Raw genomic sequence first — 21,251 nt, forward strand, 5'->3', positions numbered from 1 at the left:
CCGGGCCGCCTCTGGCCGCGGCCGCCGGGACTAGAACACAGGTGCGAACGGTGGTAACGTTGCCGACGTGAGATTTAACGGGGGAGAGCCGCTGTCCTGGTCGCGGCTCGAGCGCATCCTCTCCGGCCGCCCGGGCCCCGCGCCGGTGCCGGTGGGGCACACGGGCACGCCCGCCGCGCGGCCGCCCGCAACGCCCGCGCCGCCCCGCCCGCCCGCGCAGCCGTTCGCGGAGCTGCACGCCGTGTCCTCCTATAGCTTCCTCGGCGGCGCCAGCGACCCGGAGGAGCTGGTCGAGCGCGCCCGCCAGCTGGGCATATCCGCCCTCGGCCTGCTGGATAGGGACGGATTCTACGGCGCGGTGAAGTTCGCCGAGGCCGCGGCCGCCGCCGGGATCGGCACCGTCTTCGGAGCGGAGCTTTCGCTTGTCGACGCACCCGGGGCCCCCGTCCTCCCCGTCATCGCCCGCGGCCCCGAGGGGTACAAGCGCCTGTCCCACCTTATGGCCGACGCGCACATGGCCACCCGCGAGAAGGGCAAGGTGGCCTACCCGCCGCTGGAGCTGGTGGGGGAGCGCCTCGGCGGTACGTGCGTCGCCCTGGCGGGTTGGCGGTGGGCCGAAGAAGGCGGGCAGATCGACCGTGTGATCGACAGCTTCGGGGAAGCGAACGTGGTGCTGGAGTACGAGGTCTCCATGACCCCGGAGGACGCGGACCACCACGCCCTCCTCGACGCCGTGAGCGATGCGCGCGGGCGCCGGCTGCCCGCCATCGTCACCGCCGTGCCCGCCGCCGCCACCCGCGACGCCGCCCGTCTCGCCGCGGCGAAGCGCGCGCTGGCGCGGCGCGAGTCGCTCGCCCAGGCGCACGGGGACCTCCACCCCATGGGGGCGAACTGGCTGCGCAGCGCCGACCAGCTGCTGGCCATGCTGCCCGGCTGCGGGGACAAGCTGGCCTACAGCGCCGAGCTGGCCGCGCAGTGCGCCTTCACGCTGAACCTGGTCGCCCCGGAGCTGCCCGCCTTCCCCACTCCCGAGGGCCACGACGAGATGAGCCACCTGCGGGTGCTGACCCTCAGTAGCGCGCAGGTGCGGTATGCGGCGCGGGGGCAAAGGGTGCGTCGGCAAGCAATGGCCCAAATCGAGTACGAGCTAGGGGTGATCGACGAGCTTAACTTCCCCGGCTACTTCCTCATCGTGCACGACCTGGTGGACTTCTGCCGCCGCGAAAACATCCTCTGCCAGGGGCGCGGCTCAGCCGCGAACTCCGCGGTGTGCTTCGCGCTCGGCATCACCAACGTCGAGCCGATCGAGGCGGGGCTGTTGTTCGAGCGCTTTTTGTCCCCGGACCGCGACGGGCCGCCGGACATCGACATCGACATCGAATCCGGCAGGCGCGAAGAAGTGATCCAGTACGTCTACGCCCGCTACGGGCGCGACAACGCGGCGCAGGTGGCCAACGTGATCACCTACCGCCGCAAGGGCGCGATCCGCGACGCCGCCCGCGCCCTCGGCTACGCCCAGGGCGCCGCCGACAGCTGGTCGAAGGAGGTTGCCGAACCCCCGGCCGCCGTGGCCGAGCTCGCCGCCGAGTTCCGCGGCCAGCCGCGCCACCTGGGCATCCACTCCGGCGGCATGGTCATCTGCGACCGCCCGATCGCAGACGTGGTGCCCGTGGAGTGGGCGCGGATGGAAAACCGCTCGGTGGTGCAGTGGGACAAGGACGACTGCGCCTCCGCCGGCCTGGTCAAATTCGATCTGCTCGGCCTCGGCATGCTCGAGGCGCTGCACCACATGATCGACCTCGTGCGCGACACCACCGGCCGCGAGGTGCGCCTGTGGGAGCTCCCGCTTGACGACGCTCGCGTGTACGACATGCTCTGCCGCGCCGATTCCGTGGGCGTGTTCCAGGTGGAGTCCCGCGCGCAGATGGGCACGCTGCCCCGGCTGAAACCGCGCCGCTTCTTCGACCTAGTGGTGGAGGTGGCGCTGATCCGCCCCGGGCCGATCCAGGGCGGATCCGTCCACCCCTACCTGCGCCGGCGCGACGGGCTGGAGCCAGTGGAGTTCGACCACCCGGTGCTTGAGAAGTCGCTGGGCAAAACGCTGGGTATCCCGCTGTTCCAGGAGCAGCTCATGCAGGTGGCGGTGGACGCGGCGGGCTTTTCGGGCCGCGAGGCGGACGGGCTGCGGCGCGCGATGGGGGCGAAGCGATCGCCGGAGAAGATGGCGGCGCTCAAGCAGCGCTTCTTCGACGGCTGCTGGGAGACCAACCGCATCGGCGCGGAAGTGGCGGACCGGCTGTGGCAAAAGATCGTCGCGTTCGCCGCGTACGGGTTCCCGGAATCCCACTCGCAATCCTTCGCCTCGCTGGTGTACTTCTCCGCCTGGTTCAAGCGCTACTACCCGGCCCAATTCTGCGTGGGGCTGCTGCGCGCGCAGCCGATGGGCTTCTACTCGCCGCAGTCGTTGATCCAGGACGCGCGCCGTCACGGCGTGCGGGTGCTGCCGGTGTGCGTCAACGAGTCCGGCCGCGAGGCGCGCTGCCTCGACGGAGACGAGCGCGGCGGCACCATCCGGGTGGGCCTCGGCCTGGTGCGGGGGGTGGGCGCCGCGGCGGCGGACCGCATCGAGGCGGCGCAGCCGTTCACCGGCATCCCGGACCTGGCGCGCCGGGCCGACCTCACCGTGGAGCACGTGGAGGCGTTGGCGCGCGCAGGCGCCTTGGACTGCTTCGGCGTGGACCGCCGGCAGGCGATGTGGCAGGCGGGGATCGCCGCCACGGAACGCGAGGGCATGCTGCCGGGTATGTCGGCGATCAGCGCCCCGGCGCTGCCCGGTATGAACGCGTTCGAGCTGATGGCGGCGGACGTGGTGGCCACCGGCGTCACGCCCGGCGCCATGCCGGTGGAGATGCTGCGCGGGCGCCTGGCCGGGGCGGGCGTCCTGCGCGCCGACCAGCTGTTGGGGGTGGAGGACGGCACCCGCGTGCGCGTTGCCGGCGTGATCACGCACCGCCAGCACCCCGCTACCGCCGGCGGGGTGACCTTTCTCGGCCTTGAGGACGAGACGGGACTGATCAACGTGGTCATCTCCGTGGGCTTGTGGAACCGCCAGAAGGTGCTGGCGCGCACCGCGAAGGCGATGATCGTGCGCGGGATCGTCCAGAACGCCTCGGGCGCGGTGTCGGTGGTGGCGGATCGGCTCGAGCCGCTAGAGATGGGGCAGTGGCTCACACGGGGCTCCCGCGACTTCCGCTAGCGTTGGGGCGCATGGCTGAAGTCGTCTCCACCAACGTCGCCGCGCCCCGCCCGGAGCCGGGCGGGCAGCAACGCCAAAGCGGCATCCACAAGGTCCCCGCGGCGAGCATCCGGGTGGCCACCCCCGGCCCCAACTACGGCGACGGCTCGGGCGTGGAGGGTGACTTCATCGGGGACACCAAGCACCACGGCGGGCAGCAGAAAGCGGTCTACGCCTATTCGCGGGAGCTGCTCGACGAGTGGGGGCGCGAGCTCGGGCGCGAGCTGCCCAACGGCGCGTTCGGCGAGAACCTCACCACCTCCGGCATCGTGTGGGCGGATGCGGTGCTCAACCAGCGGTTCCGCGTCGGCGAGGCGGAGCTCGAGGTGTCCGTACCGCGCACGCCGTGCCGCACCTTCGCCGCGTGGCTGGGGGAGCGGGGCTGGGTGCGCCGCTTCACCGAATCCGGCGACTGCGGCAGCTACTTCCGCGTCATCACCCCGGGCACTATCCGCCCCGGCGACGCGATCGAGGTCCTGGACACCCCCGCACACGGGTTCACCATGGGGCACGCCTTCGCCGCGTGGATGGGCGACAGGGACCTGGCGCGCGAGCTGTGGGAGCTGCGGATCCTCCCGCCGCTCTACCAGGAGCGCTGGGACAAGCAGTTCGGCTGAACAGCGCAGCTAAACCCCGCAGCTACACCGCGCCGGCGAAGCCGAGCTGGCGCCAGGCCTCGAATACCGCAACGGAAGCCGAGTTGGTCAGGTTCATCGAGCGGCGGCCCGGGCGCATCGGGATGCGCAGGCGCTCGGTCACCCGCGGGTGGTGGGCGTGCTCGTGGGGCAGGCCGGTGGGCTCGGTGCCGAACAGCAGCGCGTCACCGTCGCGGTACTCCACCTCGTGGTAGTAGTGCTGGGCTTGGGTGGTGAAGGCGAAGACGCGGCTGGAAGGGAGCGTCGACAAGCAAGTGCTCAAATCCGGGTGGATCTGCACATCCGCGAGGTCGTGGTAGTCCAACCCCGCGCGCTTGAGGTGCTTGTCATCGAAATTGAAACCGAGCGGCTCGACTAGGTGCAGCACCGCCCCCGTATTCGCGGTCAAGCGGATCGCGTTGCCCGTGTTGCCGGGGATGACGGGGTTATCGAAGATGATGTGCAGCACGGCAGAGCAGTTTATTCCCCGGCGCTGAGCGCACCCAGCAAGTGGTCCACCGCAACGTGGGCGTGGAGGCGCACCCCGTAGGCAAGCGCATCGTCGTTGACGTAGAACTGCGGGCTGTGGTTGGGGACGAACCCGCGGTCATCGCCCTCGGCAGGCTCGATGCCGCCCTCAGCCGTAAACGTGAAGTTTTGGCCGCCGAGCAGCGCGTACACGCCGCCGAAGCGGGAGATGAACTCGGAGACGTCGTCGTACCCCATTGACGACGGGACCTCGATCACCGGCTTGTCTCCCACCACCCGCTGGTACACCGGCAGGATGGCATCGACCCACGCCGGCTCGTTGACCACGGGAGGCACTTCGTCGAAGAACTCCACCGAACCCGTGCACCCGTGCGCGGCGGCAAGGTGCTCGACGTAGCGCTCGATGCGCGCGTTGATATCCGCCACAACCTCCGCGCGCAGCGAACGCACCGTGCCCCAGAGCTCGACCTGGTTACCGATGATGTTGAACCGGCCCTGGTCCACAACGTGGCCGAAGGAAATGGAAAAGCGCTCCTCGGGATCCACCTGCCGATAGATCTGGCCGATGTTGCTCAGCACATCGCCCACCGCCGGCATCGGGTCGATGCCCTGCCACGGGGCGGAGCCGTGCACCTGCTTGCCGGTGATGGTGATCTTCACCGTTTCCGATGCCGCATTCTGGATCCCGCGCGCGTACGCCATCGCCCCCACCGGCAGCGGCGCGACGTGAATGCCGAACGCCATCGAAGGTTCTGGGGTAAACATTCCGCGCTGCTCCATCTCCTCGACCATCCGCGAGGCGCCGCCCTCCTCGCCCTGGGGTGCGCCCTCCTCGGCCGGCTGGAACACGAGGACGATCTCGCCGCCGAACTGGTCGCGCAGGGTGTGGAGAACCTTTGCCGCGCCGAGCAGCATCGCCGTGTGCGCGTCGTGGCCGCAGGCGTGGGCGACAGGGAACGGCCCACCCGGGTACTCGGTATCCACCTTGTCGGAGGCGAAGTCCTCTCCGGAATCCTCCTTGACCGGGAGTGCGTCGATGTCGGCGCGCAGCAAGACAGTGCGCTCGCTCTCCGCGCCCGCGCCGCGGATCCTGGCCACCACGCCGTGGCCTGCGATGCCCGTGGTGATGTCGGTGATGCCGAACTCGTCCAGCCGCTGGGCAATGAACGCCGCGGTTTCCTCCTCGCGGTTCGGCAGCTCGGGGTTGCGGTGCAGGTGGTGGCGCCAGGCCGTCACATCCTCGGCGACGGCGCGGGCGGCGGAATCGATCTCATTGTGCAAGGTGTCAAGCAAGGAGTTCGTCATGGGCCCCATCGTATTGCCTAAACTGAGGCGCGTGACTGCGATCAAACTTGACGGAAAACTCTACCGCGAGGAGATTTTCGCGGACCTCACCCAGCGCGTGGCGGCGCTGAAGGAGCGCGGCATCACCCCGGGCCTGGCCACCGTGCTCGTGGGCGAGGACCCCGCCAGCCAGAACTACGTGCGCATGAAGCACAAGGACTGCGAGGAGTTGGGCATTGCGTCGATTCAAAAGGAGCTGCCTGCCGACGTCACCCAAGAGGAGCTCGAACAGGTGATTGCCGAGCTCAACGCCGACGACGCCGTGACCGGCTACATCGTGCAGCTGCCGCTGCCGAAGCACCTCGACGAGAACCGCGTGCTCGGGTTGATCGACCCGGATAAGGACGCCGACGGCCTCCACCCCGTTAACCTGGGCAAGCTCGTGCTGAACGAGCCTGCGCCGCTGCCGTGCACCCCGAACGGCTCCATTAAGCTGCTCGAGCGCTTCGGCGTGGAGCTCGACGGCGCGGTGGTGTGCGTCATCGGCCGCGGCGTGACCGTGGGGCGGCCCATTTCGCTGATGCTCACCTCGCGCGACGTGAACGCCACCACCGTGCTGTGCCACACCGGTACGAAGGACCTCGCCGCCGAGACCCGCCGTGCCGACGTGATCATCGCGGCAGCAGGCAAGCCGCACATGATCACCGCGGACATGATCAAGGAAGGCGCCGCGCTTCTCGACGTCGGCGTTTCCCGCGTCGACGGCAAAACCGTCGGCGACCTGCACCCCGACGTGTGGGAGAAGGCCGGCTGGGTTTCGCCCAACCCGGGCGGCGTCGGGCCGATGACGCGCACGTTCTTGGCGCGCAACATTGTGGAGCGCGCCGAGCGCGAGGCGGGGATTGCCTAGCACGCCCGGGCCGCCGTTGGGCCGGTCAGCGGGGCTGTCGCGCGGTCTGCCGTCCGGGTTGTCGCCCGGGCTGTCGTCTGGGCTGACGCTGGACAACCCTCACGACATCGCAAACCGCCCGTCGCCGCTGCCCCGGTGGGCCCAGCGGGCGATGATCGCCGTTTTCTGCGCGGGTTTCGCGGCGTCCGCGGTTTTCTCCGCCACGGAGCACTGGCGGCGCGCCACCTTCACCCTCGGCGCGGCGATGTTCTGGCTGGCGGTCATGCGCCTGACCTGCGACTCCAAGGTGATCGGGCTGCTAGCGGTGCGCTCTCGCCGCTTCGACGCCTGCTTCTGCGTGGCGCTCGGCGCTGCCATGATGTGGCTGTCTTGGTCGGTTGACTCGCTGGGTTCGTAAGCCGGCCTGGCCATGAATTTAGATAAATCTTTCACCTTCCTGGGGTTTTAGGCTCAGGCGCCACGGATTATGAAATATTCATGGACGTCCCGGGACAAGACTTTGACCCGGGCCCCACAGGGGCGAGAGCCACACCCAGGGGGCGTCTAGATGTTGTAGGCGCCGCGGGCCACGGCTGCGTCCCGGGCAGAGGGGGTCTCGCGCGTCAGCGCGATGAAGTTGCGCAGGATCCGGTCCATCTGGCGAGCCTCGACCAAGAACGCGTCGTGGCCGACGGGGGAGGAGAGCTTGGACATGGCCATCAGGTTGCCTAGGTTGCGGGACAGGTGCTCCTGTTGGTGGTAGGGGTACAGGATGTCTGTGTCCACGCCAACGATCATGGTCGGCACTGTCGAGGAGGCGAGCGCCTTGTTCAACCCGCCGCGGCCCCGCCCCACGTCGTGACGGTTGAGCGCCTCGGTGAGGGTGACGTAGCAGGCGGCGTCGAAGCGCTCGGTTAGCTTGCGGCCCTGGTGTTCCAGGTAGGACTGCACGGCGAAGCGCTGCCCGTCCTCGCGGAAGGCGCCGAGGGGGTTCTCGCCGGACTGGGCGGCGGTGCCGAAGCGCTCGTCGATCTCCAGCTCGCCGCGGTAGGTCAGGTGCGCCAGCCGGCGCGCGGCCGCCAGGCCGGCGTCGGGGCGCTCGCCGGTGGCGTGGTAGTTGCCGCCGCGCCACGCCGGGTCCTGGGTGATGGACGTGATCTGCGCGGTCTGGATGCCGATCTGCCAGGCGCTGGCGCGCGCGGAGACCGCCAGCACCAGCGCGTAATCCACCTGCTCCGGGTGCAGCAGGGTCCACTCCAGGGTGCGTGCGCCGCCCATGGAGCCGCCGATGATGGCGTGCACCCGCCCGATGCCCAGCGCGCCCAGCATCGCCCGCTCGGCTGCGACCATGTCGCGGATGGAGATGGCGGGGAAGCGCGATCCCCACGCCCCGCCGTCGGGGTGCTCCGAGGCGGGCCCGGTGGAGCCGTAGCAGGACCCGAGCACGTTGGTGCAGATCACGCACCACTCGTCGGTGTCGAGGGCCTTGCCCGGCCCGACCGCCTCGCACCACCACTCGGCGGCGTTGGAGTCGCCGGTCAGCGCGTGCTCCACGAGCAGGATGTTGTTCGTTCCGTCCGGGTCGCCCCGAAATTCGCCCCAGCGCTGCGCAGCGATTTCCACGCCGCCGATGGTGACGCCGGCCTCGGTGGTGATATCGCCGATAGGTATCGCAATCGGGCTTCCGCCGTCGGGGAGGGTCTGCAACGTGGGTGTAGACATGGGGTCAATGGTAGGCAACGGGCTCACCTCCGAACAAAGCTGTCTATATAAAATTCCTCCAATGATGAGAAGAAGACGGCCACCGTTAAGGTGGCCGTCTCTTTGCATTGATCTAGCGCGCTAAGCGCTGCCGTAACGCTCCTTCAGAATCAGTGGAGTGAGCTCGACTGGCTCAATACTCTCACCCCAAACAGGAACGTTCCCGCTTGGAGCCCAGGCAATGACCCAGGACGCTCGCTCCTCTGGGGAATCGCCCCCGTGTCCACCCTCGTCAACGTGCCCGTGATCGGTAGTGATGATGATGAGCCAATCTTCGTCAAAAGTTTCGTAGCGGAACTTCACGTCCTCGACAAGAGTGCTGACATGTCCGTCAACGCGGCGGATGGCGGCGCTGTACTCGTCCGAAAGGGCACCATAGATGTGACCCGCGTCGTCCACGTCGCAGCAATAAACAAACCCAGCGTCAAAACCGGGGCCGCGTAGAGCTGCGTGGGCGTAGTCCACGCACTCCGCATCTGCAGAGATATAGCCGTGTGTCTCGCCGTCGCGCGCCACCACCCGATGCAACCCGGCCTTAATCTGCTCCTCTCGGAAGTGGACGATTGGACCGAGGCCAGCCGGGTCCGCCAGCACCGGCCACCCAGCCGCCACGAAGGTTCTCGTTGTGGTGTCGCGGTAGAACGCCTGAGACAGGACATCCGGGTAGCGCCAGTGGTTGCTGCCCACCATGGAATTGTCCACGATGCCGTGCTCCGCGTGAGATGCGCCCGTCAGGATGGAAGCCCACCCAGGAGCGGAAATCGTGGGCACTTCCATTGTCATTAGGGAGAACGCGCCTTCCTCGGCCAGCCGAGGAAGTGTCTTGCCGACATCCTCGCGTGTGACACGGTCCCAACGAGTGCCATCAAGCCCGACAATCAGAATCGGACGCGGGCCCCCCCTTTCCGCAGGAGATTGGGTGGTCGGTTCGTTAGACGGGATCAGCATTCAGGCGTGTCCTTTCACTCAGGTTGTTCTATGGCTGTTCCGCTGCGCGAGTTTCACCTGCGCGAAGCGTCGGTGCGGTACCGAGCGGGCGGTCCGTATACAGCGTCTCTGCGACTCCGGCTTCATTCGGGGTCGGCGTATCGATGACCGTCTCGCGGTTGGTCAACTCAATGGCGGTGCGCTGACCTTGGCGGATGTTGTCAGCCAGCTGCGTGGGAACGTCAACGCGCAGCAGTTCTGGGTAGGCATCGTGTTGCAGCATGACTGCGGAGAAAATGCCGCGCAGCTGAACGTCCATCACCGTGAAGTTGCCCGGGATGTCGGTTCGAAGGTTGATTTCCTCCGGACGGAGCAGCGCCATGACAGTTTCGCCTTCGGCGACCGGCATGTCCTTGTTCGAGATCTCGATCTCGACATCCATCACATTCACTTTGCCGTTGTGAACGATGCCAGGGACGCGGTTGGTGATACCGACGAAAGAGGAGATGAACGGGGAGTTCGGGTGGCGGTAGATCTCAGTCGGAGTGCCAATCTGAGCAATTACGCCCTGATTCATAACACCGATTCGGTCGGCCATGACCAGTGCCTCTTCCTGATCGTGGGTAACCATCAACGTGGCAATGCCCTCCTGCAGCTGGATACGACGAATTTCGTCGCGGAGTTGGACACGCACCTTTGCATCGAGGGCTGATAGCGGCTCGTCGAGAAGCAGCACTTCCGGCTCGACCGCGAGCGCACGAGCCAACGCGACACGCTGCTGCTGGCCGCCCGACATCTGGCCCGGGTACTTCGCAGCGTGTTCGTGGAGGCCTACAAGCTCGATGAGCTCCTCCGCACGCTTACGACGAGCACCGGCATCCACACCGCGGATCTTCAGGCCATAGGCCACATTGTCCACGGCGTCCATGTGGGGGAAGAGCGAGTATGCCTGAAACACGATGCCCAAGTTGCGCTTGCGCGTCGGGAGGTCGGATACTTCGCGGCCGTTAATGATGACCTCGCCGCTGTCAGCCTGTTCTAGGCCAGCCAAAATTTTCAGAGACGTCGACTTACCGCAGCCAGAAGGGCCGAGCAGAGCAACCATTTCTCCCTGGCCGATGGACAAGTTGAAGTTACGCAGAACTGTTTTGTCACCGTACGACTTCACAAGATCCCGAAGGATCACAAAAGGCTCAGACATAATTAAACGGTCTTCCTATTCTTCTTCAGAGAGATGTTGGATGCCGCCGAAATCGCGCTGAGCAGCAGCCAGGTGACGATCATCACGAACATGGAGAGTGCAGCGATGCCACGCGGGTTCGTCCGCGAGATCTCCACCATGTACACGGGGAAGGTGTAGTGGAGGAGGAGGGATGCGATCGCGTACTCCGAAATAACCATCGCGATGCAGAGCAGCGAAGCGGAGAGCATTGCAACGCGAAGGTTCGGGAGTACCACGCCGGTTAGCGTCTGCCAAGTGGTTGCGCCGAGTGACGATGATGCGGAGAACATCGTGCGTAGATCAAGAGCCTTCACACCCGCATCAATTGCGCGGTAGCACAACGGCAGCGCGTTGATCACGTAAAGCGGAACCAGGATCCACATCGAGGTCAGTACGCCCGGAGCGAACGGTCGGAAGAACACAGAAACGCCGTTGACGAGCGCGACTGCAGGCACGACCAGCGGAAGAACTGAGAGGAATTCCGCCCACTTGGCCATCCTCGGAGCCTTGAGGTTCAGGAAGATGATTGTAGGAACAAGCAGAACCAGCATCAGCACGGTGGTAGCAACTGTCAGAAGAAGTGTGTTTGTGATTGCCCCGCCTGCGCGGGGGTGGGTGAGCGTCTCGGCGAGCGGGTCTGTGGTGAACCCGGTACCGGGGCGGGTGAAGCCGAAGATCGCTGCCGCCACCCAAGGGAGGGCAAAGTAGACGGCTGCGACGATGAGGATAGCCAGCGAGGCACCGGAGGTCTTGTTCGCGTTTTCCCGGCGCTTCGGCTTAGTTGCGGCCGGGTCCATAACCTCCTCGGCCGGCGCGACAGTTACTGGCTGAGCCACTGTTCACTCCTTCGGGTGAGAGCGACGCGGAGCAGCATGGCGGCGATGATGATGATCATCATCCACGTCACCAAAGCCGCGGCGAGTCCGGGGTTGAGTAGCACGTTGCCGCTGATGAAGAAGCCGATGAGGATCGGCACCAGGTTGAGGGAGCCGCCAGCCAAGGCGTACGCCGTGGCGTAGGCGGCAAACGCATTGGCGAAGAGGAGAAGCAGGGCACCGAGCATCGCCGGCCAAAGAACGGGAATGACAACGTCCTTGATGTACTGGCTGCGTGTCGCGCCTAGCGAAGAAGCTGCGTCGTACCACTCCTTGCGCACGCCCTGCATCGCGGGCAGCATCAACGTCGCCATCAGAGGGATCTGGAAATACAGGTACACCAAAGACACGCCCCAGAAGTTGGTGAGGGAGAAGCTATTCCGGAAGCCCGGCCAACCCTGGGAAATCGCAACGGTAAGCAAACCTTCGGTACCGAGCAACGCGATGAAGGCGTACGCCAGACCAACACCACCCGACTGGGCTGCAAGGGCGGAGAAGCTGTTGATGAGTCCGGCGAACTTCTTCGGGCGCTGTTGGTGGGTGAGAGCCCACGCGAGGATGACACCGAAGAACCCGCCAACCACAGCCGTGAACAACGACAAGTTGAACGTCAGGACGAACGCCCCGCGATAGTTCGGGCCGATGGCTTCGGCCATCGTTGAGAACGAGAAGTTCCCCTGCGGGTCTTGGAACGAACGCAGCGTGTTTGCCAAAATCGGGAGGATGAGGAAGACGAACACGAAGAGGAAGTAGGGCAGCGCGCCGAGCGCGGCGAGGTTAAACCCGCGTCCTCCGCGCGACTTGCGTTCCTTTTCTTCCGTTTTGCCATCCACATCAACCCTGGGAGCAGACTGCGGCTCAACCGCGCGCTCAGTAGAGGGAATGGCGCTGGACATTAGTTGCGCACCCGCTGTGCCCACTGAGTTGCGATGACCTGGTTGGCCTTGTCACCCTGCTCCACGTTCGGAACCTGGACTTTCTCGAGGATGGACGGGTCCGGCAGCTTGTCCAGAGCTTCCTGGGACAGCTTGCCGTCCTTCGCCAGCTGAGTGAAGCGGGTCGGAATTGCGGCGCCGCGTGCGTACTGCTCGGCACCCTCATCGGAGTTGAGCCACTCGATCCACAGGCGGCCCGCGTTCGGGTGCTGCGGGTTGATGGTCAACGGCTGAGCGTAGAAGTTACCGAAAACGCCGTCGGCGGGAACGACGCGCTCCAGCTTCACGCCATCGCGCTCCAGCTGCTCCTCACGGCCGGCCCAGTTGTAGTTCCAGTCCAGAACGATTGCAGCCTCCCCGGTAGTCAGCGCGCCGGCCGGGTCGGAGATAGAGACGAGGTTTCCGGAGTTGGAAAGCTCCTCGAAGAAGGCAACGCCCGGCTCGATGTCGTCGAGGGAGCCGCCATTTGCGAGGGACGCAGCGAAGACACCTGCGATGGAAGAAGCGCCCTGACGCGGGTCGCCGGAGAGTGCGATCTGGCCCTTGTACTTCGGGTCTAGCAGGTCTTTGAAGGAGGTCGGAACGTCCTTCACCTTGTTGGTGTTAACACCGAACTCGATAACGCCGTAGTAGGCGGAAACCCACTTGCCCTCAGGATCCTTGAACTGGTCAGGAATCTCGTCCCAGTTGGACGGCTTGAAGGCCTCGACCAGACCCTGCTGCTCTGCCGGGGAGGTGAAAGAGTAACCGATATCTAGGACGTCCGGCTGGGTGCTTTGGCCCTTCAGGTTCTGTACGGCTTGGAGCTCCTCCGCGGAGGATGCATCCGGGGAGTCAACGGTAACCTTCACGTTGTACTTCTTGGAGAACTCCTCGAAGTGGCCCTTGTAGTTGGCCCAGGACTCCGGGTAGGCGATCAGACGCACCTCGCCCTCTTCAGCAGCCAGCTTCGCGATATCCTCGGTGGTGGTGCCGACGTTTGCAGAAGAAGCGGTGTTGGAGCTGTCGCCACAGGCTGCGAGGGAGAGCGAGGATGCGACTGCGACGCCGGCTGCAAAAATCTTGACAGACCGGGAATTCTTGTTGAACAGCATGGGGAACCTTTCCGGAAGGTGGGACACCTGGCAGGGGTTAGCCAGCTCGTTAAAAGTCGCACTTGATAGTTAAATTTCGGTGTCAAAGACGTGACACCGCGGGGAACAGTTCCTTTTCTTTAGGTGCCACGACCAAAACGCAGGTTAAATGGGCGGGTTGCTAAGGCTCACGTGAAGAAGGTGGGAAATGGATCTATTTATTCAGGAACTGCGTCGGGCGGAGGGGATACTTTTCGACTACAACGGCACGCTCAGCGACGACGAGCGGATTTTGGAGGAAGCCTACGGAACCGCGCTCGTCGACATGGGGCTTGAAGGACTCGCACCGGGTGAGTACGACAGTTTGGTGGGTCTTTCTGATCCGGACATTGCTGAGCGCATTCTTTTGGAGCGGGGTTCGAGAGACATCGATGAGATGATTCAACGTCTGAGCTCCGCATACGCGAGTGCTATCGAACAGCGCCCCACGATCTCATCCCTAACGGTGCAGTTTGTCCAACGTTTGCGTTTCGAGGGCAAAGAATTGGCGATAGTGACGGGGACGTTCCGCCAATTGATGCAGCGTGGTCTAGATGCTGCGGGGCTGTCCGAGCTCGGGAATCGAAGCGTCGCAATTGAAGACGTAAAGGCCGGAAAGCCGGACCCGGAGGGTTTTCTCCTTGGGGCACGCAAGATCGGAGTGGAGCTAGAAAAGATCGTCGGTTTCGAAGACTCTCGAGCGGGCGTCGAAGCGCTTCGCGCCGCCGGCATCCAAGCGGTGGGTATCGGGCCCCATCTGCGAAATGAGGACGGGTTGCTTGCGCATTTCGAGACCATGGATCACGCTGCCCAGGCATATACGCACTAGTACGGATTAGCCAAGGTTGCTCGCGAAACCGCGCGCGGCCGGCGGCGGGGCAATCCCCCGCAGCCGGCCGCCCAGTGCGTGCTCGACTAGTTCTTCATGCCGTCGATGATGGCGTTGAAGGTCTCGGACGGGCGCATGACCGCGGTGGTCTTCGCCTCGTCCGGCCAGTAGTAGCCGCCGAGGTCGGCGGGCTCACCCTGCGCGTCGAGTAGCTCGCGGTCGATCTGCTCGGCGTTCTCGCGAAGCTTCGCTGCAATCGGCTGGAACTCGGAAGCCAGCTCAGCGTCCTCGGTCTGGGCCGCCAGCGCCTCTGCCCAGAACAGGGAGAGCCAGAAGTGGGAACCGCGGTCGTCGATTCCGCCCACCTTGCGGGACGGGGACTTGCCTTCGTCGAGAAGCTTCTCGGTGGCCTTGTCCAGCGCAGCCGTGAGGGCGCCGACGTGCTCAGGTAGATGAAGGCTCGTCGAAGCGGTACAGATGCGTGAGCAGCCGTCGCTGCACCGTGTCTGGGACCTCAAACTTGGCAAGATGTAGAGATTGGGTAGTGTTGCAAATCACAAAGGTAGGTTTTCCTACTTGTATTACACAAATCCGAATTTGATAATTGGATCACGGCGGAAGCCCCTCCGCTTCTGAATACCTACCGAAGGGAGGAACCATGAAAATTCAAAATCGAAACCGCATCAGTGGTGCAGTTTTGGCGGGTGCGTTGACCCTTGCCGGCACGGGTGTTGCTGGGGCGACGATTGTCAGCATTGACGGTGGAACCTGGGATTACGGCAGTGATTCTTCCACAGTGTGGTCCCACTACTTTCACAACGGCGTCCGGCATGGCTCCACAGCTGTTGGGAAGTTTCGGTCAGATAGCGGCTGTGTGAACAAGAACGTGTGGTCACACGCCACTGCTCCGCGCAAGGGACTGGGCAACGAGTCCTTCTACCGCCATTGCTAGAGCATGTCTCTTCTGAAATCAGGCCTATTAGCCGTGGGGATATTCGCCACGGCTATTCTGGCCACTACCGTGGCTTTCCTCGGCGCGAGGCTCTACTCAACGATCGATGGTCACCTGGGTGAGTACGGGGTACAGGTGGAATCAGATCTGGAATCAGATCGCACCGCTTCGGAGCGCGCGAGTTTCTATTCCGAGCTGGCCGATTTTGCGCGAAGTAATGACTTCGATATCGCGATCAACTACTCGTCGCTCGCTGTCTCTGGTGGTGAGCAGCGAGTCTACTCATCCTCGCTTCCGCCTGACAGCGGTCGGATGGAACGGCCGCGCTTTGAACGCGGGGAAGTTGACATATTTTATCCGCTGGAAGACTTTCCATACTCTGATCCGAGGCAACCTCTCCATATCAAAGGGTCTGCGACGGACGAGCAGCACTTGCTGCGGTGGTTAGCCGAACAGGGGCTCGACGGGGTGCCTCTTACCAGTTACTTCTCCGAAATCTTTGCATCCTCGACAATTCCCATTCTGCTGATCTTATCTGTGCTCCTGTGTCTGGTACTAGGCGCGGGCCATGTCCTTGCCCGCTCGCGGGAGGTCGGTGTTCATCGACTGCTTGGGCTCAGCGTCGCAGAAACGACCTGTATTGAAATTCAGCGCCAAAGATTTGCGCTTACGATCGTCTACCTCGGAGTCCCACTGCTTGTTGCTGGCCTTCTTTATGCCTACAACGGGTGGGCGGAGAGCTGGGTGTTTTGGAGAATTTATTTCACGATCAGCGTGATTCTGTCTGTGTGTTTGCTCGTTGGTTACCTGAGTGGGCAGTTTCTGGTTCGCAGGACATCGATACCTCAATCCATCAAGGGCAAGATCCACGCGCAGCCAATTCTCTATTCCCTGACCGTCGTCCGCGGCGTGACCCTGGTTGCTGCGCTCAGCGTGGTTGCAACCTTGGTTGGGTTTTCTGCGGAACTTGAGGCGCGTCACCGCTTGCAGGGGGCGTGGGATGCGCACCGTGGGCCGCAAGAGTTGGCGTTGAATGTCAACACCGCCTTCGAAGATTGGTCAGATACAGAGACTGCAGTGCCGTTCCGGGTTGCTGACGAGGCGGGAGACGTGCTCCTCGCTGATCCTTATTGGATTACATGGCCCGTGGAATTAGAGGCACCAGTTCTATTGGTGAACCAGGAATTCGCGCTACAGGCGGGAGTGTCGATGTTGGAGGGTGCTGTTGTGACGGTCTGCTCACCGCAAGTGCTGTCTGAACACTCGAGAAACGTGATCGAGGATTCGCTCGAGTTTGAGGCTGGCTACACCAAAGAACCAGCACCCGAGATAGAGTGGCGCGAAAGCTGTAGCTTGGGCTCGGTATTCACTTACGATGTAAATTACCGCCCGCAAGTAGATAACCCGATTCTCGTCATCCTCCCGCGTGGCCTCGCTCCGTTGGGGGACCACAACTTGATGTCAAAGGTATCCCAGCAAGTCCTTCTCACTGCCTCCCCTGATGTGCCTTCGCAAATTTTGAAGGGTGCCACCGGGAACACACTTGCTTTTTCTAGGCCGCGTGAAGACTCATGGCAGGCGAGCATTCGCACCGCCGAGCAGAATGTGGCTCTGTGGGGGCTAAATGGTTTTGCATCAGTCCTGCTTGTGACGGTCCTGGTCGGAGCCACTATCCTGACTTTTCGTGTTACTTACCGGCGCAAAATTCACGTTGCCTATGTTTGTGGGCGAAGCCCTTGGTGGGTTGCAAAAGAAGCAGTAGGTTTCGAAGTTGCATTTTTCCTAGCCATGATTGGTTGGCTGCTCTATAAGGTTCGCGATCATTGGATTCAAGCCGAGAGCCGCGTACCGTCAACTTGGAGTATCGGGTTTGAAAATCAATGGACACCATCCACCATTTTCGCAGTAGTAGGTTTCGGCGCAGTATGGTTCGTGGTTTCTGTGGGGTTGATGCACAAAGCTGCGTCGCAGTGGGATGCTAGAGGGGATGCGGAACCGCAATGACAATTCAGGTGAGCGAAGTATCCTGCGCATTTGGCGAGCGGACGGTTTTGCAAACTTTTACGGCCACCTTTAAGGCTGGTCAAATCACGGCGCTTACGGGGCCCTCCGGCAGCGGCAAAACGACCTTGCTCAATATGTTAGGTGGGCTGACTACGCCGGATTCGGGGACGATCGAGTTTGAGGGGCTCGACATCGCATCCATGCGTTCGGGCGCGCGTCGCAAATTTCGGCGAGCTAACGTTGGGTACCTATTCCAAGACTGCGGCTTGGTACCCGATCTCTCTGTGATGGAGAATATCAAGATTGCGGTTCCTCGCGTCACCCGCGAGACGATGGCAGAGGCGCTGACTGAAGTCGGGCTTGGAGGGACTGAAAAGCGAACGGTGAGCGAGCTTTCTGGTGGTGAACAACAACGCATTGCTTTGGTAAGACTCATTCTTGCGCAGCCGAAGATTGTGTTAGCTGATGAACCAACCGGGGCCCTCGATGAAGTAAACGCGCAACTTGTTCTCAAGCATCTACGCCAATTTGCTCGGGGTGGTGCAGTGGTCGTCGTAGCCACACATTCTGCATATATTGCGAATAGTTCGGATGCGGTGGTTGAGCTCTAATGTGGCGGAAGAATATAGCTGGGAAGCCATGCCTTTTTATTGGGGCGGATTACAACATAACGGCAGCTTTGCGAGATTGCTTCGGATGGACCGAAACCGGCTGGCCCGGGGTGTGCACCCCGGGCCAGCCGGCTAAACAGTATCGACAGCCCGAACCAGTGGCCCGGATAATCAACCTAGTGGATTACTTCTCCAGTGCGTCGATGATCTTGTTGAAGGTCTCGGACGGGCGCATGACCGCGGTGGTCTTCTCCTCGTCCGGCCAGTAGTAGCCGCCGAGGTCGGCGGGCTGGCCCTGGGCGTCAAGTAGCTCGGCGTTGATCTGCTCGGCGTTCTCGCGAAGCTTCGCTGCGATCGGCTGGAACTCGGAAGCCAGCTCGGCGTCCTCGGTCTGGGCGGCCAGCGCCTCGGCCCAGAAGAGGGTGAGCCAGAAGTGCGAGCCGCGGTCGTCGATCTCGCCGACCTTGCGGGACGGGGACTTGCCCTCGTCGAGCAGCTTCTCGGTGGCCTTGTCCAGGGCGTCGGCAAGCACACCGGCGCGGGCGTTGCCGTTCGTGTTCTTCTCGTGGCGGAAGGACTCGGCCAGGGCGAGGTACTCGCCGAGGGAGTCCCAGCGCAGGTGGTTCTCCTCCTCAACCTGCTGGACGTGCTTCGGGGCGGAGCCGCCGGCACCGGTCTCGAACAGGCCACCGCCGGCCATGAGCGGGACCACGGAGAGCATCTTCGCAGAGGTGCCCAGCTCGAGGATCGGGAACAGGTCCGTGTTGTAGTCACGCAGGACGTTGCCGGTCACGGAGATGGTGTCCTCGCCGCGGCGGATGCGCTCCACGGAGGTCTTGGTGGCCTCGACGGGGGAGGCGATGGAGATGTCCAGGCCCTCGGTGTCGTGATCTGCCAGGTACTTCTCCACCAGCTGGATCAGGTTGCGGTCGTGCGCGCGCTCCTCATCCAGCCAGAAGATGGTCTTCATGCCGGAGAGGCGGGCGCGGTTGACGGCCAGCTTGACCCAGTCCTGGATCGGGGCGTCCTTGGTCTGGCAGGCGCGCCAAATGTCGCCGGCCTCCACCTGGTGCTCAAGCAGCACATCGCCGGCGGCGTTGACAACCTGCACGGTGCCGTCTGCCGGGATCTTGAAGGTCTTGTCGTGGGAGCCGTACTCCTCGGCCTTCTTGGCCATCAGGCCCACGTTCGGCACGGTGCCCATGGTGGTGGGGTCGAAGGCGCCGTGTTCGCGGCAGTCGTCGATCACGGCCTGGTACACGCCGGCGTAGGAGGAGTCCGGGATGACGGCCAGGGTGTCCTGCTCCTCGCCGGCCGCGTTCCACATGTGGCCGGAGGTGCGGATCATGGCCGGCATCGAGGCGTCGATGATCACGTCGGAGGGCACGTGCAGGTTGGTGATGCCCTTGTCCGAGTTGACCATGGCCAGCGAGGGGCCGTCGGCAAGCACCTGCTCAAACGCGGCCTTGATCTCGGCGCCGTCCTCTAGGGAGGACAGGCCGTCGTAGATCGCGCCGAGGCCGTTCTCGCCGTCGAGGCCGGCGGCGAGGAGCTCCTCGCCGTATTTGTCGTAGACGTCCTTGAAGTAGGCGCGCACCACGTGGCCGAAGATGATCGGGTCGGAAACCTTCATCATGGTGGCCTTCAGGTGCGCGGAGAAGAGCACGCCCTCTTCCTTGGCGCGCTCGACGGCGCCGGCCAGGAACGCATCCAGTGCCCTGGCGGACATGTAGGTTGCGTCGATGACCTCGCCGGCCTCCACCTTCAGGCCGTCCTTGAGCACCTGCTCGGAGCCGTCGGCGCCGACCAGCTTGATGGTCAGGGTGTCCGCGGCGGGCATGATCACGGACTTCTCGTTGTGGCGGAAGTCGCCGGCGTCCATGGTGGCTACGTTGGTCTTGGAATCGGCGGACCAAGCGCCCATGCGGTGCGGGTGCTTCTTGGTGTAGTTCTTCACGGCCTCCGGCGCGCGGCGGTCGGAGTTGCCCTCGCGCAGGACCGGGTTGACGGCGGAGCCCTTCACCGCGTCGTACTTCTCCTGCGCGTCCTCGTAATCCGGGATGTCGAAGCCGGCGGCCTGCAGCTCGGCGATCGCCTTCTTCAGCTGCACCAGGGAGGCGGAGATGTTGGGCAGCTTGATGATGTTCGCGTCCGGCGTCTTGGCCAGCTCGCCGAGCTGCGCCAGCGCGTCGTCCACCTGCTTGTCGCCGAGGCGGTCCGGGAACTGGGCCAGGATGCGGCCCGCCAGGGAGATGTCCGCGGTGTCCACGTCGATGCCGGCGCGGGAGGCGAACGCCTCCACGATCGGCTTGAGGGAGTACGTCGCCAGCAGCGGCGCCTCGTCGGTGCGGGTCCAAATGATCTTAGACATGGTGCTCCTCTATATACGGTCTGCGATTTCAACCCTCTAGCGTACCGGCATTACATACCGGGCGTTCGGTTTTAGGGCACCTGTAAGGTCGGGGCGCATGACACTCACCATCGCGTCGGTCAACGTCAACGGCATCCGCGCCGCCACCAAGGTGCGCAACGAGGACAACATGGGCATGCTTGCCTGGCTCGCGGAAACGCCCGCGGACGTGGTGCTGATGCAGGAGGTCCGGGCGAGCGAGCAGCAGGCGCGCGCGGCCCTGGCCCCGGCGCTGGAGCGCGGGTGGCAGCTCGCGGTCGCCCCCGCGGAGGCACCGGGCGCGAAGGGCCGGGCCGGGGTTGGCATCCTCTCGCGCACCCCGCTTCACGACGTCTCCATAGGCATCCCCTCCTTCGAAGACAGTGGACGCTTCATCGCCGCATCGCTTGTCGACGGCACCCGCGTCGCGTCCCTCTACCTGCCCTCCGGCTCGGCCGGCACACCGAAACAGGACGAGAAGTACCGCTTCCTGGACCAGTTCGAGCCCCTGATAGCGCAGTGGGCCGAGGAGTACCCGGACATGGTCATCGGCGGGGACTGGAACATTTGCCACCGCCGCGAGGACCTGAAGAACTGGCGGGGCAACCACAAGAAGGCCGGCTTCCTGCCGCAGGAGCGGGCGTTCATGGACGCCGTCTTCGGCTCCTTCCCGGATGCGCAGCCGCAGGATGCGGAGTTGAAGGGTGAGCCTGGCTGGGCTGGGGCGGTGGAGTACGCGGAAACGGGGCGTCGGCAAGCAACTGAAGCTCCGAAATGGTTCGACGTGCACCGGCGCCTCGAGCCGGAAACCGCGGGCTACACCTGGTGGACGTTCCGCGGGCAGGCGTTCAACAACGACGCCGGCTGGCGCATCGACCTGCAGGCGGCCACCGCGAACATGCTCGAGCGCGCCGAGCGGGTGTGGGTGGACCGGGCGCCGTCGGTGGAAACGCGCTGGTCGGATCACTCGCCGGTAGTGGTGGAGTACCGCTAGGGAAATCGTCAGCCGTTTTCCTGAACGCCGTTCAAGTTCCCCGCTACA

18 protein-coding genes and 1 pseudogene are annotated in these 21,251 nt (G+C 64.0%); 9 read left to right on the forward strand and 10 right to left on the reverse strand.

Features of this window, described 5'->3' with window-relative positions; all coding sequences use genetic code 11:
* Positions 1-67: 67 nt before the first annotated feature.
* Together BN4252_RS09140 and BN4252_RS09145 are read left to right on the forward strand one after the other, a co-directional pair.
* Positions 68-3,256 (forward strand): error-prone DNA polymerase, encoded by a 3,189-nt coding sequence (locus BN4252_RS09140; RefSeq protein ID WP_066529759.1) that lies wholly within the window; start codon positions 68-70, stop codon positions 3,254-3,256.
* Between the two features lie 11 nt (positions 3,257-3,267).
* Positions 3,268-3,912, forward strand: a complete 645-nt coding sequence (locus BN4252_RS09145) for an MOSC domain-containing protein (protein WP_066529763.1) — start codon at positions 3,268-3,270, stop codon at positions 3,910-3,912.
* Positions 3,913-3,934: 22 nt separating this feature from the next.
* On the opposite strand, the gene BN4252_RS09150 is transcribed toward BN4252_RS09145, so the two are convergent.
* Both BN4252_RS09150 and BN4252_RS09155 read right to left on the reverse strand, forming a co-directional pair.
* Positions 3,935-4,399 (reverse strand): tRNA (cytidine(34)-2'-O)-methyltransferase, encoded by a 465-nt coding sequence (locus BN4252_RS09150; RefSeq protein WP_096877795.1) that lies wholly within the window; start codon positions 4,397-4,399, stop codon positions 3,935-3,937.
* Between the two features lie 11 nt (positions 4,400-4,410).
* Entirely contained in the window at positions 4,411-5,724 is a 1,314-nt protein-coding gene (locus BN4252_RS09155; RefSeq protein ID WP_066529770.1) for a M20 metallopeptidase family protein, read from the reverse strand.
* Between the two features lie 31 nt (positions 5,725-5,755).
* Here BN4252_RS09155 and BN4252_RS09160 point away from each other — a divergent pair, with 31 nt between their 5' ends.
* Together BN4252_RS09160 and BN4252_RS09165 are read left to right on the forward strand one after the other, a co-directional pair.
* Positions 5,756-6,613, forward strand: a complete 858-nt coding sequence (locus BN4252_RS09160) for a bifunctional methylenetetrahydrofolate dehydrogenase/methenyltetrahydrofolate cyclohydrolase (RefSeq protein ID WP_187370946.1) — start codon at positions 5,756-5,758, stop codon at positions 6,611-6,613.
* Between the two features lie 82 nt (positions 6,614-6,695).
* Positions 6,696-7,010 carry a DUF3017 domain-containing protein gene (locus BN4252_RS09165; protein ID WP_066530847.1) on the forward strand — a complete coding sequence of 105 codons (315 nt, stop codon included), beginning with the start codon at positions 6,696-6,698 and terminating at the stop codon, positions 7,008-7,010.
* Positions 7,011-7,156: 146 nt separating this feature from the next.
* Here BN4252_RS09165 and metX read toward each other — a convergent pair whose 3' ends face one another.
* The 6 genes from metX to BN4252_RS09195 form a co-directional block, all read right to left on the reverse strand.
* Entirely contained in the window at positions 7,157-8,314 is a 1,158-nt protein-coding gene (gene metX, locus BN4252_RS09170) for a homoserine O-acetyltransferase MetX (RefSeq protein ID WP_066529774.1), read from the reverse strand.
* A 120-nt stretch (positions 8,315-8,434) separates the two neighbouring features.
* Positions 8,435-9,301 carry an alkaline phosphatase family protein gene (locus tag BN4252_RS09175; protein ID WP_078056876.1) on the reverse strand — a complete coding sequence of 289 codons (867 nt, stop codon included), beginning with the start codon at positions 9,299-9,301 and terminating at the stop codon, positions 8,435-8,437.
* Between the two features lie 28 nt (positions 9,302-9,329).
* Complete coding sequence (locus BN4252_RS09180) at positions 9,330-10,481, reverse strand: ABC transporter ATP-binding protein (protein WP_066529776.1); 1,152 nt, start codon at positions 10,479-10,481, stop codon at positions 9,330-9,332.
* Between the two features lie 2 nt (positions 10,482-10,483).
* The gene (locus tag BN4252_RS09185) at positions 10,484-11,338 is read right to left on the reverse strand and encodes an ABC transporter permease (protein WP_143341195.1); all 855 of its coding nucleotides are present in this window, start codon (positions 11,336-11,338) and stop codon (positions 10,484-10,486) included.
* A complete protein-coding gene (locus BN4252_RS09190) occupies positions 11,323-12,273 on the reverse strand; it encodes an ABC transporter permease (protein WP_222859815.1) in 951 nt (316 codons plus the stop codon). The genes BN4252_RS09185 and BN4252_RS09190 overlap by 16 nt, the downstream gene beginning before the upstream one ends.
* A complete protein-coding gene (locus tag BN4252_RS09195) occupies positions 12,273-13,406 on the reverse strand; it encodes an extracellular solute-binding protein (protein ID WP_078056877.1) in 1,134 nt (377 codons plus the stop codon). The genes BN4252_RS09190 and BN4252_RS09195 overlap by 1 nt, the downstream gene beginning before the upstream one ends.
* Positions 13,407-13,593: 187 nt before the next feature.
* Here BN4252_RS09195 and BN4252_RS09200 point away from each other — a divergent pair, with 187 nt between their 5' ends.
* Positions 13,594-14,253 carry an HAD family hydrolase gene (locus BN4252_RS09200; RefSeq protein WP_066529783.1) on the forward strand — a complete coding sequence of 220 codons (660 nt, stop codon included), beginning with the start codon at positions 13,594-13,596 and terminating at the stop codon, positions 14,251-14,253.
* Positions 14,254-14,339: 86 nt separating this feature from the next.
* Here the strand turns inward: BN4252_RS09200 and BN4252_RS09205 are convergent.
* Positions 14,340-14,690, reverse strand: a pseudogene (locus BN4252_RS09205) (NADP-dependent isocitrate dehydrogenase); the annotation flags it as partial.
* Between the two features lie 221 nt (positions 14,691-14,911).
* Between BN4252_RS09205 and BN4252_RS09210 the strand changes: the two are divergent.
* From BN4252_RS09210 to ccmA, 3 genes are all read left to right on the forward strand, one after another.
* Positions 14,912-15,205, forward strand: a complete 294-nt coding sequence (locus BN4252_RS09210) for a lactococcin 972 family bacteriocin (protein WP_078056879.1) — start codon at positions 14,912-14,914, stop codon at positions 15,203-15,205.
* Between the two features lie 69 nt (positions 15,206-15,274).
* The gene (locus BN4252_RS11120) at positions 15,275-17,209 is read left to right on the forward strand and encodes a hypothetical protein (protein ID WP_143341196.1); all 1,935 of its coding nucleotides are present in this window, start codon (positions 15,275-15,277) and stop codon (positions 17,207-17,209) included.
* Positions 17,206-17,820 carry a heme ABC exporter ATP-binding protein CcmA gene (gene ccmA, locus BN4252_RS09215; RefSeq protein ID WP_078056880.1) on the forward strand — a complete coding sequence of 205 codons (615 nt, stop codon included), beginning with the start codon at positions 17,206-17,208 and terminating at the stop codon, positions 17,818-17,820. The genes BN4252_RS11120 and ccmA overlap by 4 nt, the downstream gene beginning before the upstream one ends.
* Before the next feature lie 184 nt (positions 17,821-18,004).
* On the opposite strand, the gene BN4252_RS09220 is transcribed toward ccmA, so the two are convergent.
* A complete protein-coding gene (locus BN4252_RS09220; protein ID WP_066529796.1) occupies positions 18,005-20,191 on the reverse strand; it encodes an NADP-dependent isocitrate dehydrogenase in 2,187 nt (728 codons plus the stop codon).
* Between the two features lie 97 nt (positions 20,192-20,288).
* On the opposite strand from BN4252_RS09220, the gene BN4252_RS09225 reads away from it, so the two are divergent.
* Complete coding sequence (locus BN4252_RS09225) at positions 20,289-21,203, forward strand: exodeoxyribonuclease III (RefSeq protein ID WP_066529798.1); 915 nt, start codon at positions 20,289-20,291, stop codon at positions 21,201-21,203.
* Positions 21,204-21,251: the final 48 nt, after the last annotated feature.

It is taken from the genome of Corynebacterium bouchesdurhonense (assembly GCF_900078305.2).
Lineage (GTDB): Bacteria > Actinomycetota > Actinomycetes > Mycobacteriales > Mycobacteriaceae > Corynebacterium > Corynebacterium bouchesdurhonense.